The organism is Lentzea sp. NPDC092896, assembly GCF_044754905.1.
In the GTDB taxonomy this organism is placed as follows: Bacteria; Actinomycetota; Actinomycetes; order Mycobacteriales; family Pseudonocardiaceae; genus Lentzea.
Map to the genome: position 1 here is coordinate 595,682 of NZ_JBIVPX010000001.1, position 14,436 is coordinate 610,117.

Below are 14,436 nucleotides of genomic sequence, written 5' to 3' on the forward strand. Positions count from 1 at the left end.
GCTGCGGATCGTGAGCACCGAGCAAACGGCGTGGGGGGACGCGGAGGGCAGGCGGCGCGACATCCTGTCGTCCGCCGAGCTGATCCTCGAGGAGCAGGGCTACGCGGGCCTGACCATGCGCGCGATCGCGGTCGGCGCCGGCGTCAGCTCCGGCACCGTCTACCAGTACTTCTCCGGCAAGGAGGACGTCTTCGCGGCGTTGATGGAACGCCGCCTGGACGACCTGCAACGCACGCTGGCGAACGTCGACCGGAGTCTCGGGATCGCGGGCGTGCTCAAGGAGATCGAGCCCCAGATCACCGAGCTGTGGCGGCGCTTCGGCCGTTCGGCGGCGCAGTGGGAGGCCAAGGTGCTCTCCGGCGGCCGCAGGGGCAAGGAGGTCGCCGGATCGGCCCAGGACTACCGCAAGACGCTCAAGGCGCTCGCGAAGACGTTGAACGAGACCGCGGAAGCGTGCGGCCAGAAGCTGATCGACGACCCCGCGTTGCCGCACTGGGTCTGGGACTCGCTGATCGGCCTGGCCGACGACCTGCTGCTGCAGGGCGCGCGGATCAACCGGGTCAAGCCGGCTCAGCTGATCGAGTTCGCCACCGGTGCGATCGAGCGGGGCGTCATCGCCCGCTGACGAGCTGGTCGTAACGCCGCCGGATGCTCGTGCCCAGGATGCTGACGTCGGCTCCGTAGACGTGGATCGAGATCGCCACGGAGCTGGAGTTGTTGCACACCTTGTGGATGTCGCCCGGCGGCACGAGGTAGGACGCCACGCCCTCCGGGGTCTTGTTGACGCGCAACGGGATCAGCCGATCGCCGCGCAGCCGGTAGGTGGTCTCTTCTTCTTCGCCGACGTAAGTGCCGACGACGCACCACGAGACGTGGTCGTGGATGCACGTTTCCTGGCCCGGCAACCAGACCAGCGCGACGACGGAGAAGGTGCCGTCCGGTTCGACGTGCAGGACGTGCTGGCGGTACGCGTTCGGGTCGGGTTCCCGTTGCGCCGCGCTCAGCAGGAACGGGTCGGTGAGGTGGCCTTCGAGCGTCCTGGACACCCGTGCGGCGACGGCCGCGTCGTCACCACCGCCCGCGATCGCGGCCCGGAGCGAGCCCACCAGAAGCGTGGCCGTGGGGGAGAGCAGGCTGTGCGTCATGAGCGGGTCCTCCTTCGAGGAACGGGGAGATCAGCCGATCAGCACCGTGCCCGTCAGCACGAGGACGACGATCACCGTGGTCGAGAGCAGGCCCAGCAGCAGCACCGCCGGGCCGGAGCGGATCAGGGAACGCAGGCGCACCGCCGTGCCGAGGGCGAACATGCCCGCCGCCAGCAGCACGTTGTCGACGAACGTCGCCGCCGACAGCACGACGTCGGGCAGCAGACCGGTGGCGCGGATCGCCGCCATGGCCAGGAATCCGAGCACGAACAACGGCACGATCGGCGGTCGCTGCCCGGACGTCGGGTACTTGAGGCGTTCGGCGAAGCTCACGGCGGCGAGCATCGGCGCGAGCAGCACGACCCGCGTCAGCTTCACCGCGACGGCGATGGCCAGCGCGCCGGTGACCGGTCCGGCCGCGGCGACGACCTGCGCGACCTCGTGCACGCTGCCGCCCGCCCACACCCCGTACTGCGCGGGCGTGAGGCCGGTGAGCGGGAACAACGCGGGCAGGCTGAACATCGCGACCGTGCCGAAGAGCGTGACCAGGCCGAGCGCCTTCGCGACGTCGTCCTCGTCCTGCTCGCGCACGCTGTTCATCGCGGCGACCGCGGAGGCGCCGCAGATCGAGAACCCGGTCGCGATCAGCAGCGACAGGCCCTCGCTCACCCCGAGCACCCGGCCGAGCCACCGCGTCACGACGAACGTGACGACCACGGCGACGACCGCGAGCAGCAGGATCTCGTACCCGAGCTTCAGCACGTCCTGGAAGACCAGCTTGAGCCCGAGCAGCACGACTCCGAGACGCAGCAGCCGGCGTCCGGCGAGCTTCACTCCCGGAGTGACCGACCGCGGCAGCGCCACGACGTTGGCCACGACGGCACCGAGCAGCACCGCGACGGTGAGCGCGCTGACCGAAGGCTGCAGCCAGGACACCACCATCGCGACCGCGACACCGCCCGCGACCAGGGCCAGGCCGGGCAGCACCGAGTCGGTCGTGCGCGGAGTGGTCCTGACGATGCCCATGCGACCAACCATGACCAGTGCGAGCTATGCGCAGTAGATGGCCATTTGTTGGGGGCGTATAAGGCGCGCTTATGCCTTCGCCGACGCGGAGATCAACGCGTCCACGGTCGCGCGCATGATCGGCAGTTTGATCAGGTCCGGCCAGGTGTAGAGCGAGGTGAGCCGTTGTGCCGCCGAGGCCACCTCGACCACCGTCAGACCGGGGTGCTTCAGGAACGACAACAGCAGCCGAGGCACCAGCGCGACGCCCAGACCTGCGGTGACGAGACTCTGGATGGCCAGGTTGTCGTCGGTGGAACAGGTGATGTCCGGGACGAACCCGGCCGCCCCGCACGCCAGGTGCAACGCACGCTGGCACCGCACACAACCGGCGATCCAGCGTTCCTCAGCCGCCTCGGACAACGACACGCGCTCACGGCCGGCGAGCCGATGACCCGAGGGCACGAGCAACGCGAGCGGTTCGCGCAGCAACGGCACGCTCAGCATGCCGTTGACCGTGGCCTCGTCCTGCGGTTCGTCCAGGTAGCTGAAGCTCAGCACCACGTCGACCTCACCGCGCCGCAGCAGCGCGAACGAGTCCGGCGGCTCCTCCTCGACGAGCTCGAGCCGCAGCTGAGGCCGTTCCTCGGCCAGGATCGCCGCCGCCGCGGGCACCAGCGACACGTTGGCGCTGGGGAAGGCGCAGATCCGGATCGTGCCGATGTCGTGCGTCGCGATAGCGCTGACCTGCTGATGCGTCGTCGCGAGCTGGTCGAGCAGGTCCGACCCGCGTTCCGCCAGGATCCGCCCGGCCTCGGTGAGGTGCAGCCCGCGACCCGTCCGCACGAACAGCGGCCCGCCCACCTGCCGTTCCAGCGCCCGCATCTGCTGGCTGACGGCGGGCTGGGTGCAGTGCAGCAGGCGAGCGGCGGCGCTGAACGATCCGGTTCGCGCTACCGTCGCGAAGACCTCGAGCTGGCGGGTGTCGAACATTTCCGCACTGTAAGCCTCACTTGCCGGTGACGAGCGAGTCCAGCGTCGCGCCGTTGTGCTCACCGCAGTGCCGCCGGGAGGCGTCGAGCGTCATCGGCTTGGTCGCCTCGTCGGGTCTGCCCACCTGCCCGAACAGCCGTCTGAGCAGCTCGACCTGTTCGTCGAGGCCCGCGCGCAGGAAGTCGCCGCAGCTGGACTTGACGGTCAGCCGGTCGTCCGACGGCATCAGGTCGAGCGGCCCGAGGACGAACAGCAGCGCGAGGACGATCGCGAGCCCGAACCCGATGACCGCGCCGCTGGTGGAGCTCTTGCGCGGCGCCAGCCAGATCTCGGCCTGTTCCACGAACGGCTCGGCGGGCGACAGCTCGGTGTCGATCCAGAACTCGACGCTGTCGCCGCCGGTCACGTCGAACTGGACGTGCCCGGCGGCGAGCATGATGCGCACTATCTGCCCGCGGTCGTAGGAACCCGTCCAGAACGGCTCCGGCCGCACGAGCACCAGCCGGTCGGGCAGCAGGAACACGACGTCGCGCTCACCCCTGGCGAGCCGCTCGGTCTGGCCGGGGCCGACGACGGTACCGGCCAGCCGGGCCATCACGAGGGCGTGTTCGTGCTCGTCGAGGGCCTCGGCGGCCGACGACCACAGATCGGGTTCCACGTCACTGCTATCGCTGCAGGCAGGGACGTTAGTTAGCCGCGGTCGCCGAGGTTCCTCCGAATGCCGTTCTAGAAGGTCAGCTTCCAGGAGTTGAGGTAGCCGGTGTCCTGTGCGGCGACGTCCTTGACCTGAAGCTTCCAGGTGCCGTTCGCGACCTCGCTGGAGGCGTTGACGGTGTAGGTCGCCACGACGTTGTCGGCACTGTCGTTGCTGCTCGAAGCCTTGAGCCGGTACGCGGTGCCGTCCGGGGCGATCAGGTCGATGACCAGGTCACCTCGGTAGGTGTGCACGATGTTGACGTCGACCTTCAACGTCGCGGGCGCGTTGCCGGTGACGCCCGAGACCGTGATGGAGCTGGTCACGGCCGCGCCGGCGTCCGGGATGGCCACGTCGTTCGTGTTCTCGAACGAGTTGCCGGGAGGCGTGCCGGTGTTGACCGCGGCGTACGCGTCGGCGCGGCCCTCACCGAAGAAGTTGTTCTTCGCCGTGGTGCCACTGCATCGGCTGTCGGAGCAGCTCAGGTCGTCCGCCTGGGTCGCCAGCAGCGTGCGCAGCTGGGCCGGGGTGGCGGTGGGGTTGGTCGACTTGAGCAGCGCGGCGACGCCCGCGACGTGCGGGGAGGCCATCGACGTGCCGGACTTGGAGCCGTAGCCGCCGCCGGGGACCGTGGAGTAGACGCTGTCACCGGGCGCCGCGATGTGGATCTTGTCGGTGCCGTAGTTCGAGAACGACGACTTGGCGTTGCCCGAGGTGATCGACGCGACGCTGACGACGCCGGAGACCTCGGTCGGGAGGCTCAGACAGGTATTGGTGACGGTGCGCGTCGTCGGCGTGGAGTCGTTGGGGCTGGTCGCGTCGCTGGACTTGCTCGCGAGGTTGTAGTTCTCGTTGCCCGCCGCGGCCACGGTGAGCACGCCCTTGCCCTCGGCGTACGCCACCGCGCGCTTCACGCCTTCGAGGATCGCGTCCTGGTCGGCGTTGTCCGGGCAGTTGAACAGCCACGGGTCGGTGTAGTAGCTGTTGTTGGTCACCTCGAAGCCGCGGTCACCGGAGAAGACCATGGCGCAGATGGTGTTCTCCGGGAAGAAGAAGTCCTTCGCCCCCTCGGAGACGCGCACCGAGGCGATCTTCACGCCAGGAGCGACACCGACGACGCCGAGGTTGTTCTTGGCCGCCGCGATCGTGCCGGCCACGTGCGTGCCGTGGGAGCTGATGGGGCTGGTGGCGGTGTTGGCGCGCCATGCACCAGTACGGGTGTCGAGCTTGCCGTAGGCGCAGGAAGCGGAGTTGGCCGCGTCGAAGTTCGGCTTGAGGTCGGCGTGCTGGTCGTCGACGCCCGTGTCGAGCACACCGACCGTGACGCTGGACGAGCCCTGGTTGACCGCCCACGCCTTGTCGGCGCCGATCTGGGTCATGTCCGCGCGCACCGGCTCACCGGCCGCCGGGGTGGTCTGCGGCGGCGAGGTGGGGATCGGCGGGTTCGCCGCCTCGGCGGGGACGTCGCTGGTGCGCGTGGCGCCGACCTTCTGCACACCGCTGATGGCACGCATCTTGGTGGCGAAGTCAGAGGCACCCGAGTGCGCGACGATGACACCGATGGCGTCGTAGCTCGTCCACACCGTGCCACCGTTGCTGCTCACAGCCGTCGCGGCACCGGCGGTGGCACCGGGCGCCGTGATGACCAGATAAGCACGCGTACCTGCGGCGGGTGCCGCCGCGGCGGGGGTGGCCGCCGTCAGCACACCGGCGCCCACGGCCGCGGCGATGACCGCGGTCCGCAGGCGTGATCGTGAACCCAGGAACACGATTCCTCCAACTCCTCAGCGGGCGTCGCCCGCGCACTTCGCGCGGGTGCAGGGGCCCGTCAGACTCATTAGAGGAGGTGGGACGGCATTCGGGACGCGGGGTTTCAGAAATGCCCCGTTCGGCTCACGACGAACGTCGCACGTCAGGCGTGTCGCGTGAACAAGCCGACGAAGTGGTTCATGTCGGCCTGCACGCACGCCTCGTCCGCGTGCTTGCCTGAGCAGCCCGGCGCCCACGTGCTGCCGTCGCCGTAGTCGGAGAAGTGGAAGGGGATGTTCTGGGCCTGGAGGTTCGCGGCCGTGACCAGCGCCGTCTCCCTGGCCCGGTTCTCGAACACGGCCTGGATCGGGTTGACCGTCAGGTCACCGCCGTTGCCCGTGTACAGCGCGACGCCCACGCCCCGCAGGCTTCCGACGTTCTGCGCCGGACTCTGCGCGTTCCAGACGCCGTCGAACGGCCAGAACGGCGGCCCGAAGATCGCGTCGGCGTTCACGGTCGGCGTGCCACTGGCCGGGTTGACCAACGTGGCCGTGATCGCCGCGCGCAACTCGGAGTTCCGCAGGTCGAGGCCACCGGAGAAGCTGCCCGCGTAGCCGAACAGGTCGGGCCGGTGCTCGGCGTAGTGCAGCGCCCCGAACCCGCCCATCGAGTGCCCGACGATCGCCCTGCCCGCCTTGGTGGCGTTCGTGCGCAGGTTGGCGTCCACGAACGGGATCACCTGGTCCAGGTGGAACGTCTCCCAGTTCTGCGGCCCCGCGGCGCCGGGGTTGACCCAGTTCGAGTACCAGCCGCGGCCGCTTCCGTTGGGCTGCACGGTGATCAGGTCCTTGCCCGCCGTCGCCTTCTCGACGACCCGCTGGTTCCAGGCGGCGTCGGGCCGGTCCGGGTGGCCGTGCAGGTAGTACTGGACCGGGTAGCTCTTGGCCGTCGCGTTGTAGTCGTCCGGCAGCGTGACGACGATGGCGTGCCTGCCGGGTTCCTGGCCTTCGAGCAGCGTCGGTGTCGGCACCTGGTTCGTGGACACGCTGAAGAGGAACGTGCGGTGGTTCTCGTCGACCCACCGCGGCTGACTCGTCACGGTGAGGCCGAACCCGTCGGTGAATTGCGGTGGCGCCGCCTCGGCGGCTTTCGCCTCGGGACTGGACAACGCCAGTGCGGCGGTCAGCACGGCGAACAAACACGTTCCGCGTTTTCGCGCGGTACGAAATCGAATCGACATGGAATTCCCCCTTCGGTTGATTTCGAGCACGCCGATCATGGCGTTGTGCCTGCTCGGTGGCCAGGCCACCGACCGGCCATCGGTGGCCGGGTGGACACGCCGAGCCGCATTCCGGGACCCTGACGCCATGACCGAGCCGCCGAAGCAGTTCCCGATCCTGGCAACGACCTCGGGATTCCGTTCGGTGCTGAAACTGGGTGCGGCACGGCGGCGAAGAAACGGTCAGGTGCATTCGCAGGCGGAGAAACTCGCGGAAACCATGAGCCGCCGCTGCCACCGGGAAGAGGAGAACCACGGTCTTTACGACCCCGGCCCGCTGACCGTCCGATGGCGGGCGCGGACCGGCCTCGGACAGGAGGGCGGCACGATCGCGGACGTCTACCGGAACCTCCCCGACGGACGGCTGGTCGTGCTCGGCGGGCCAGGCTCCGGCAAGACGATGCTGACGATCCGGTTCGTGCAGGAGTTCGTACGCGACCGCGCCGCCTCGGACCCGGTGCCGGTCATCTTCAGCCTCGCCTCGTGGGACCCGGCGCGCCTCGGCCTGCGCGACTGGCTGATCGAACGGTTGCTGCGCGACCACACGGGCATGGACGCGCAGGTTCCCGGCGGCACGAGCCTCGCCGCCGAACTGGTCGAGGACGGCTGGATCCTGCCGGTGCTCGACGGCTTCGACGAGATCGCGTCCGGTCTGCACGACCGAGCACTGGAGGTGCTGAGCTGCTCGACGCTCCCGTGGTTGCTGACCAGCAGGCTCGGCGAGTACGAGAAGGCGAGCCGCCCGCTCGGCAGGTCTGCGGCCATCGAGCTGTCCGGCGTCACCGCGGCCGACCTCGCCGCCTACCTGCCGGACACCGGTGAGTGGGCGCCGGTGCTCGCGGAGATCGAGGCCCATCCGGAGGGCCGCCTCGCCAAGGTGCTGCGGACACCGCTGATGGCGTCCCTCGCGCGAAAGGTCCACAGCGGCGTCGAGAGCCCGTCCGCGTTGCTGGACGCGAAGCGGTTCCCGGACGAGGCCGCCACCGAGGAGCACCTGCTCGGCGGGTTCGTACCGGCCGCCTACCGCGACTGCCGCCGGTGGGATCCCGACGACGCCCGCCGGTGGCTCGGGCACCTGGCCCGGCTCGGTGAGCGGGATCTGGCGTGGTGGGAGCTCGGCAGCGCGATGAGCCGTTTCCGGCGGATCGCCTCCGTCGTGGTGGCGGTGTCAGCGCTGACCGCGCTCTTCGACTGGATGATCTACATGCCGGTGTACTCGGCCGAGTCGGGCATGGCGAAGGGCGTGCGCACGGCGTTGGTGGAGGGCATGTTCTTCGCACCTGCCGCCGGCATCGTGTTCGGCCTGATCTACGGCGTGATCACGATGCGAGGCCACGTCGTCAGGCCGTCGCGGGTGCGACTGCGGCTGCGGGGCCCTCGCACAGGACGGTCACTGCGCGGCTCGATCGCCCTCGGCCTGAGCGGAGGATTCGGACTGGGAATCGGCTACGGCGTGGTGACCACCCTGTTGCGCGTGTTCTTCGGCGACTTGTTCGGAGACGTCCCGGAAGAGGTGACCAGCGCCGACGTGCTCGTGATGACGGGCGTCAACTCGATCGCCTGGGGCCTGATCTTCGCCGTCGCGGGTGGCGCGGTGCTCGGCCTCGCGGCGGCTCTCGAGTCGCCGCTCGACATCAGGAAGGCCTTCGACCCCGTCAGCCTCCTGGTCGAGAACCGCGTGACCGCCCTGCGCCAGGCCGCGGCACTGGTTCCGGCGGTCGCTCTCATGTTCGTGCTCAGCAGCCTCCTGGTCATCGTGCTGATCGAGGGGGTGATCAGCGTCCTGGAGTGGCAGTTCCTCGCCCTCCTCGCGCTGGGCGGCATCAGCGGCTGTGTCGGTGCGCTCGGGTACCTGGTCACGTTCACCGCGTGGGGCCAGTGGCTGATCCTGGCCCGCTTCTGGTGGCCCGTGACCGGGCGGATGCCGTGGGCGATGATCGCGTTCCTCGAGGACGCCTACGAACTCGGCGTGCTGCGGCAGTCCGGCGCGAACTACCAGTTCCGCCACGAACGGCTGCGCGACCACCTCGCCCGTCACCAGTCCACGGCGGCGCGGTAGGCCTCCAGCAGCAGGCCGTGGAAGTGGTGCACGCCGTGCTCGGACAACCCGGTCGCGGCCGGGTCGTGGACGATCCGCCCCTGATCGAACGCCGGCGTGCGCATCCCGCGTTGCACGCTCTCCACGATGCCGATGTCCTGCTGCTGCAACACCTCGTCGATGTACCGGACGCCGTCCAGTTCCGCCGCGGTCAGTTCGGTGGTCTCGAAGTAGAAGTCCCACGTCTCGCGCGTGCGGTCCGGGCCGTCCGGGAGGATGTGCAGCACCATGAAGTTGGACCGGCCTGGGTAGCGCAGCAGGCACGTGTTGGGCCACAGCCACCACACGGCGTGCTGGTTGACCGTCGCGCCAGAAACGTCGTACGCGCTGTTCGCCTGTTTGCCCGCTTCGGCGAAGTGGCTGGACCAGATTCCGTGCGTCTTCACGTCGTAGGTGCCCATGTCGACGAGGTCCACGAACTCCGGGTGCGCGATGTGGCAGTAGTAGCACTCCAGGAAGTTGTCGACGACGTTCTTCCAGTTGGAGTCGATCGTGTAGGTGAGCCGGCGGGCGTGGGTCAGCTCGGCGACGTCCGGCGCCCAGAAGTCGATCTCCGCGGCCAGGTCCGGGGCTTGGACGGCCAGTTCTGCCGCCGTGGGGTCGAGGTTGACGTAGACGAAGCCGCCGAACTCCTCCACCCGCACCTGGTCCAGGCACACGGACGACTTGTCGAAGGTCTCCATGCGGTCGGCGCGCCGTGCGCCCTTCAAGGCGCCGCTCAGGTCGTACGTCCAGGCGTGGTACGGGCAGACGATGTTGCGGGTGACGCCGCTGCCGGTCAGGAGTTCGTGCGCGCGGTGCTTGCAGACGTTGTAGAACGCGCGGAGGGTCCCCGTTCGGTCGCGCACCACCACGATCGGCATGCCCGCCACGGTCGACGCGACGTAGCTGCCGGGTTCGGTCAGCTGCTCGACGTGGCAGATCCATTGCCACGTACGGGAGAAGACGGCGCGGTCCTCGAAGCCGGCCCACAGCGGTTCGACGTACGCCTCCGCGCGCAACGACATCGAGCGCGCGGGATCGGGGTGGTAGCCGGTGGCGATGCGACGAACGTCCTCCGCCGTGACCTTCATGTCTCCCAACGTAGAACGGATTGAACGGTCGTTCAAGAGAGCGCGATGTCCTCGCACAGCGCGACGGCCCGGCGCAGTGACGCGCGGTCGAGGCCGAGCAACGCGGTGAGCCACATGCCGTTCTGGATCACGTCGACGTCCGCCGCCCGCTTCGCGCACTCGTAGCGGGACAGGTCGGGCCGGGCCGCGCGGATCAGCCGAGCCAGCCCGGCGCGGTACCGGCCCTGTGCCTCGGCGTTGATGCGCTCGAACTCCTCACCGGCCTGCGCCAGCGACCAGAGCTGAAGCCGCAGCGACAGGTACTCGGTCGTGAGGAACTCCGGATCGGCCACCCGCCGCAACGCGACCCGCAGCCGTTCGGCGGGAGGCAACGACGGGTCCGGCTCCACCAGGGCGATGTCCTGGTCCTCGATGCGCCGCAGAGCCGCGCAGATCAGGCTCGTCTTGTCGTCGTAGTGGTAGTTGACCAGGCCGAGGGCGACGCCGGCTTCCCGTGCCACGGCGCGCATGCTCACGCCGCCGATGCCGTGGCGGGACAACAGGGTCAGGACGGCGTCGAGGATGCGTCCGGCCGAATCAGTGCTCACCCGTCGAGCCTAGGACCTGAATCGAAGTCCGGGTCCGCGACAGCCGGGCTCGCACCACCAGGAACCACCCCAAGCGCAGTTCTCGCAGATCCGGACTTCGATTCAGGCCCTTAGGGCCGTCGGCAGGCGTTCGAAGCCGCGCAGGATGCGGGTCGGACGGCGGCGCGCGCCCGGCAGCGGGGCGAGGTCCGGGAACCGGTCGAAGATCGTGCGCAGGCCGATCTCGCCCTCCATGCGCGCGAGCTGGGCGCCGAGGCAGTAGTGGCGGCCGGCGCCGAACGACACGTGGTCGCGGGCGTTCGGGCGGGCGACGTCGAACGCCGCCGGGTTCTCGAAGACGGACGGGTCGCGGTTGGCTCCGGCGAGCACGGTCGTGACGAGCTGGCCGCGGCGCACGGGGATGCCGGCGACCGTCGTGTCGCGGGCGCACATGCGGCCGGTCAGCAGCACCGGCGGGTCGTGCCGCAGCACCTCGTCGACGGCGTTGCCCCACAGCTCCGGGGCGGTGCGAAGCATCTCGAGTTGCGCGGGATTCTTGCTGAGCAACGAGATTCCGTTGCCGAGGAGGTTCACGGTGGTCTCGAAACCGGCGGCCAGCACCAGGCCCGCGGTGGCCTTCAACTCGCGTTCGGTGAGACCTTCGCCGTCCTCGCGGGCGGTGATCAGGCGGCTGAGCAGGTTGTCACCGGGGTTGGCGCGCAGGGCGTCGAGGTGGCGGGAGAGCCAGGCGTCGAACGTGTTCAGCCCGGTCTCGACGTCGCGGAACACGCGCCACGACAGGCCGAGGTCGAGGCTCGGGGCGGCGGCCGCGCCGAGGGCGAGCACGGTGGAGCGCTCTCGCGGTGGCACGCCGAGGATCTCGCTGATCACGGTGACCGGCAGCAGGCCGCAGTAGGTCTCGATCAGGTCGACCGGGTTGGCCGGGTCGAGGTCGTCGAGCAGGTCGTCGGCGATCTGCTGGGTGCGGACGCGCAGCTGTTCGACGGCGCGGGCGGTGAAGACGCGGGTGACGAGCTTGCGGTAGCGGGTGTGCGCGGGCGGTTCGACGGCCAGCAGCGACGGCGGTTGGACCGGGTGCATCACCTCGGTCGCGGACCACGCGGCGAGCTTGCCGAGGATGCCGGCGCCGAAGCGCGGGCGGGCCGTCACGAACGCGTCGTCGGACAGGATCGCCTTGACGACCTCGTGCCGGGTGGTGGTGTGGCCGACCTTCGTCGCGGCGAGCGGGCCCGCCGCACGGATCTCGTCGAACAGGCCCGTCAGGTCGGCGCCGGTGGAGGCCTCGACGGTGATGCGGCCCTGCAGATCGCCGCGGCGGGCGGCCAGGCGCAGCACGGCACGCGGCAGGGCGTGGCCGATGCTCCAGCGCACCGCCGGTTTGACGTGCTCCTCAGCCAGGCTCGTCACGGTTCGCAGCGTGCCCAGTACGCCGCTGCGAGTCAAGGTCTCGGCCGTATGGCGGAACCGGAAGTCCACTTGGGACGACGCGCTAGGGTGCCGCGCCATGGAGATCCGGGCACTGCTCGACCGCATGGACGACGACCGCTTCAGACGCGAGGCCGAGGACTTCGTGCGCGAGCAGGGGATCACGACGTTCGACGGCCTGATAGAGCTGATCACCACGTCGCGGGACGGTCAGGTCATCCGGCAGGGCTACCGGGTGTTCTCGCTGGTGAGGGCGGACGACGAGACCTACCTCGACGCGCTGCGGCATCCCCATCACGGCATCCGCCGGGCGGCCGCGAGCATGTTCCGGGGCGAGGAGGCGCTCAAGCACGCGGCACGACTGCTGCCCGTGCTCGCCGACGAGGACCACTACGTGCAACGGGAAGCGCTGTGGGCGTTCGGGACCATGGGACCGGACGTGTTGCCGTTGCTGCAAGAAACCCGCCGCACGGCCAAGGGTGCGTTGCGCAGGGGCGCGTTGATCGGCATCGCGGAGGTCGCCGGCCCGGACGCTTTCACGCCGGAGGACCGCGCGGTGGTCGACCGGTTCATCCAGCACAAGCTCGAAGACGACATGTACAACGTCGACGAGATGCACCTCTGCGGCGGCTGGTACGCCATCAGGACCGAGAACCAGGCGGCCGTGCTGGAGGTCTGCGGGTTGCGGGACCCGGTGCCGGTGACCAAGGTGCTGGGCGCGCAGGCCTGGAACAACGACCACCACGCGTGGTCCAAGGCCGACGAGCACGTCCGGTGCGCCAGGGTGTACGTCACGGGCTCGTGGGACGGCTGGACGCTGGTGTTCGGAGAGCCGTTCGAGCACGCGACCCGTCCGGTGACCGAGATCTGCGCGGTGCTGAGCGCCGTGTTCGGCGAAGCGCACTACTACGGCATGAGCTGCGGCGACGGCTGGACGGCGTGGTGCGTCGCGGAACAGGGCGAGATCGTCCGCTACTACGACGCGTTCAAGCCCGACGACCAGGTCGGTGAGCTCGACGTGGAGGACGGCCGTGGCCTGCCGCACGACACCAGCGACGAGAACGACGACCTCGACGACATCTGGGCCACCGAGGTCGCCGAGGAGCTGTCGGTCAACCCGAGCTACTTCGAGGGCGACGTCGAGGGGCACGGCGTGCTCGCGCTGACCGAGTGCGGCCGCACGCACGGCTCTCCCAAGGGCTACCTGCAGGTCATCAGCTAGGCGCGGATGACCGGCACCTCCAGCGCGCGCACGGTCTCGTTGTCCGCGTCCGTGATCACGCCGGCGACCTCGGCGAACGGCAGCACGGAGAACCGCGACGCCGTGCCGATCTTCTCCGAACTGGCCAGCACGTAGGTGTCCGCGGCCTGGTGGGCGAGCGCGCGCTTCATCGCGGCCTCGTCCGCGTCACCGGTCGTGAGGCCTGCTTCGGGGTGCACGCCCGTGACGCCAACGAAGAAGAGGTCGGCGTGCACACCCCGTGCGGCCTCCACGGCAGCCGCGCCGCACGCGACCATCGAGTGCTTGAAGAGCCGTCCACCGATGACATAGACCTCCACGTCCCGGTGCTCCTCCAACGCGCTCGCGATCGTCGGACTGTGCGTGACGACCGTGGCCCGCAGATCGAGCGGTAGCGCGCGCACGACGGCAAGCGTGGTCGTGCCGCCGTCGAGGATCACGGTGCTACCCGGTTCGATCAACGCGGCCGCCGCCCGTGCGACCCGTTGCTTGCCATCGACCTGCACGCCCTGACGCGTGGCGTAGTCGGCGATGGCGGGGGATACGGGCAGTGCGCCGCCGTACACGCGTTGGCAGAGCCCCGCCGCCGCCATGTCGCGCAGGTCGCGGCGGATCGTGTCCTCGGAGAGGCCGACTTCGGCGGCGAGGTCCTTGGCGACGATCCGGCCGTCGGTGCGCAGTCGTTCGAGCAGCAGGTCACGGCGTTGGGCAGCCAGCATGCACGTTTCTCCTTGTTTTTGCCGAGTCTTGCACATTATGGTCGGTCGCATGCTGATTCTGATCGCAGGGCCCTACCGATCCGGCACCGGGGACGACCCCGCCCTGATGGCGCGCAACCTCGAACGGCTGGAGGAGGCGGCGTGGCCGATCTTCCGCAGCGGCCACGTGCCGATGATCGGCGAGTGGGTCGCGCTGCCCGTGCTGCGCGGCGCCGGGGGCAGTTCGCCGACCGATCCGATCGCGTCCGAGATCATGTACCCGACCGCGCGACGGCTGCTGGAACGCTGCGAGGCGGTGCTGCGGCTGCCCGGCGAGTCGACCGGCGCGGACGAGGACGTGCGGATCGCCCGCGAGCGCGGACTGCCCGTCTACCACCGGGTCGAGGACATCCCCGGATACCGCGCGGCCTAGCCTGGAGCTCAGTCGAT

The 14,436-nt window shown here is 69.7% G+C and carries 14 protein-coding genes; 4 read left to right on the forward strand and 10 right to left on the reverse strand.

Annotated elements, in window-relative coordinates; translation table 11 throughout:
- Nucleotides 1-10: 10 nt before the first annotated feature.
- On the forward strand, nt 11-625 hold the full coding sequence (locus ACIQF0_RS02960; RefSeq protein WP_401023804.1) for a TetR/AcrR family transcriptional regulator: 615 nt from the start codon (nt 11-13) through the stop codon (nt 623-625).
- Here ACIQF0_RS02960 and ACIQF0_RS02965 read toward each other — a convergent pair.
- The 6 genes from ACIQF0_RS02965 to ACIQF0_RS02990 all read right to left on the reverse strand — a co-directional run bounded on the left by ACIQF0_RS02965 (nt 612) and on the right by ACIQF0_RS02990 (nt 6,826).
- Nucleotides 612-1,145 (reverse strand): cysteine dioxygenase family protein, encoded by a 534-nt coding sequence (locus ACIQF0_RS02965; protein ID WP_360030839.1) that lies wholly within the window; start codon nt 1,143-1,145, stop codon nt 612-614. The genes ACIQF0_RS02960 and ACIQF0_RS02965 overlap by 14 nt on opposite strands.
- Nucleotides 1,146-1,175: 30 nt before the next feature.
- A complete protein-coding gene (locus ACIQF0_RS02970; protein ID WP_401023806.1) occupies nt 1,176-2,171 on the reverse strand; it encodes a YeiH family protein in 996 nt (331 codons plus the stop codon).
- Nucleotides 2,172-2,240: 69 nt separating this feature from the next.
- The gene (locus tag ACIQF0_RS02975; RefSeq protein ID WP_360030835.1) at nt 2,241-3,143 is read right to left on the reverse strand and encodes a LysR family transcriptional regulator; all 903 of its coding nucleotides are present in this window, start codon (nt 3,141-3,143) and stop codon (nt 2,241-2,243) included.
- 16 nt (nt 3,144-3,159) lie between these two features.
- Nucleotides 3,160-3,801, reverse strand: a complete 642-nt coding sequence (locus tag ACIQF0_RS02980) for a hypothetical protein (protein ID WP_360030833.1) — start codon at nt 3,799-3,801, stop codon at nt 3,160-3,162.
- A gap of 68 nt (nt 3,802-3,869) precedes the next feature.
- Nucleotides 3,870-5,606 (reverse strand): S8 family peptidase, encoded by a 1,737-nt coding sequence (locus ACIQF0_RS02985; protein WP_401023808.1) that lies wholly within the window; start codon nt 5,604-5,606, stop codon nt 3,870-3,872.
- A 143-nt stretch (nt 5,607-5,749) separates the two neighbouring features.
- Nucleotides 5,750-6,826 (reverse strand): alpha/beta hydrolase, encoded by a 1,077-nt coding sequence (locus ACIQF0_RS02990; protein ID WP_401023810.1) that lies wholly within the window; start codon nt 6,824-6,826, stop codon nt 5,750-5,752.
- A gap of 127 nt (nt 6,827-6,953) precedes the next feature.
- Here ACIQF0_RS02990 and ACIQF0_RS02995 point away from each other — a divergent pair, with 127 nt between their 5' ends.
- A complete protein-coding gene (locus tag ACIQF0_RS02995; RefSeq protein WP_401023811.1) occupies nt 6,954-8,924 on the forward strand; it encodes an NACHT domain-containing protein in 1,971 nt (656 codons plus the stop codon).
- On the opposite strand, the gene ACIQF0_RS03000 is transcribed toward ACIQF0_RS02995, so the two are convergent.
- The 3 genes from ACIQF0_RS03000 to ACIQF0_RS03010 form a co-directional block, all read right to left on the reverse strand.
- Nucleotides 8,900-10,036 (reverse strand): SRPBCC family protein, encoded by a 1,137-nt coding sequence (locus ACIQF0_RS03000; RefSeq protein ID WP_401023813.1) that lies wholly within the window; start codon nt 10,034-10,036, stop codon nt 8,900-8,902. The genes ACIQF0_RS02995 and ACIQF0_RS03000 overlap by 25 nt on opposite strands.
- Nucleotides 10,037-10,068: 32 nt before the next feature.
- Nucleotides 10,069-10,623 carry a TetR/AcrR family transcriptional regulator gene (locus tag ACIQF0_RS03005; RefSeq protein ID WP_401023814.1) on the reverse strand — a complete coding sequence of 185 codons (555 nt, stop codon included), beginning with the start codon at nt 10,621-10,623 and terminating at the stop codon, nt 10,069-10,071.
- Nucleotides 10,624-10,725: 102 nt separating this feature from the next.
- The gene (locus ACIQF0_RS03010) at nt 10,726-12,030 is read right to left on the reverse strand and encodes a cytochrome P450 (RefSeq protein ID WP_401023816.1); all 1,305 of its coding nucleotides are present in this window, start codon (nt 12,028-12,030) and stop codon (nt 10,726-10,728) included.
- Nucleotides 12,031-12,127: 97 nt separating this feature from the next.
- Here ACIQF0_RS03010 and ACIQF0_RS03015 point away from each other — a divergent pair, with 97 nt between their 5' ends.
- Nucleotides 12,128-13,270, forward strand: coding sequence for a HEAT repeat domain-containing protein (locus tag ACIQF0_RS03015; RefSeq protein ID WP_401023818.1), 1,143 nt, complete (start codon nt 12,128-12,130; stop codon nt 13,268-13,270).
- Here ACIQF0_RS03015 and ACIQF0_RS03020 read toward each other — a convergent pair.
- Nucleotides 13,267-14,007: a DeoR/GlpR family DNA-binding transcription regulator gene (locus tag ACIQF0_RS03020; protein ID WP_401023819.1), complete on the reverse strand. Its 741-nt coding sequence runs from the start codon at nt 14,005-14,007 to the stop codon at nt 13,267-13,269. The two genes, ACIQF0_RS03015 and ACIQF0_RS03020, sit on opposite strands and share 4 nt — an antisense overlap.
- 49 nt (nt 14,008-14,056) lie before the next feature.
- On the opposite strand from ACIQF0_RS03020, the gene ACIQF0_RS03025 reads away from it, so the two are divergent.
- Complete coding sequence (locus ACIQF0_RS03025; RefSeq protein WP_401023821.1) at nt 14,057-14,419, forward strand: DUF4406 domain-containing protein; 363 nt, start codon at nt 14,057-14,059, stop codon at nt 14,417-14,419.
- Nucleotides 14,420-14,436: the final 17 nt, after the last annotated feature.

Excerpts from the sequence above, each read along its gene's own strand:
- ACIQF0_RS03000 (WP_401023813.1), bottom strand. The coding sequence starts at position 10,036 with ATGAAGGTCACGGCGGAGGACGTTCGTCGCATCGCCACCGGCTACCAC.
- ACIQF0_RS02990 (WP_401023810.1), bottom strand. The coding sequence starts at position 6,826 with ATGTCGATTCGATTTCGTACCGCGCGAAAACGCGGAACGTGTTTGTTC.
- ACIQF0_RS03020 (WP_401023819.1), bottom strand. The coding sequence starts at position 14,007 with ATGCTGGCTGCCCAACGCCGTGACCTGCTGCTCGAACGACTGCGCACC.
- ACIQF0_RS02965 (WP_360030839.1), bottom strand. The coding sequence starts at position 1,145 with ATGACGCACAGCCTGCTCTCCCCCACGGCCACGCTTCTGGTGGGCTCG.
- ACIQF0_RS03015 (WP_401023818.1), top strand. The coding sequence starts at position 12,128 with ATGGAGATCCGGGCACTGCTCGACCGCATGGACGACGACCGCTTCAGA.
- ACIQF0_RS02975 (WP_360030835.1), bottom strand. The coding sequence starts at position 3,143 with ATGTTCGACACCCGCCAGCTCGAGGTCTTCGCGACGGTAGCGCGAACC.
- ACIQF0_RS02970 (WP_401023806.1), bottom strand. The coding sequence starts at position 2,171 with ATGGGCATCGTCAGGACCACTCCGCGCACGACCGACTCGGTGCTGCCC.
- ACIQF0_RS02995 (WP_401023811.1), top strand. The coding sequence starts at position 6,954 with ATGACCGAGCCGCCGAAGCAGTTCCCGATCCTGGCAACGACCTCGGGA.
- ACIQF0_RS03025 (WP_401023821.1), top strand. The coding sequence starts at position 14,057 with ATGCTGATTCTGATCGCAGGGCCCTACCGATCCGGCACCGGGGACGAC.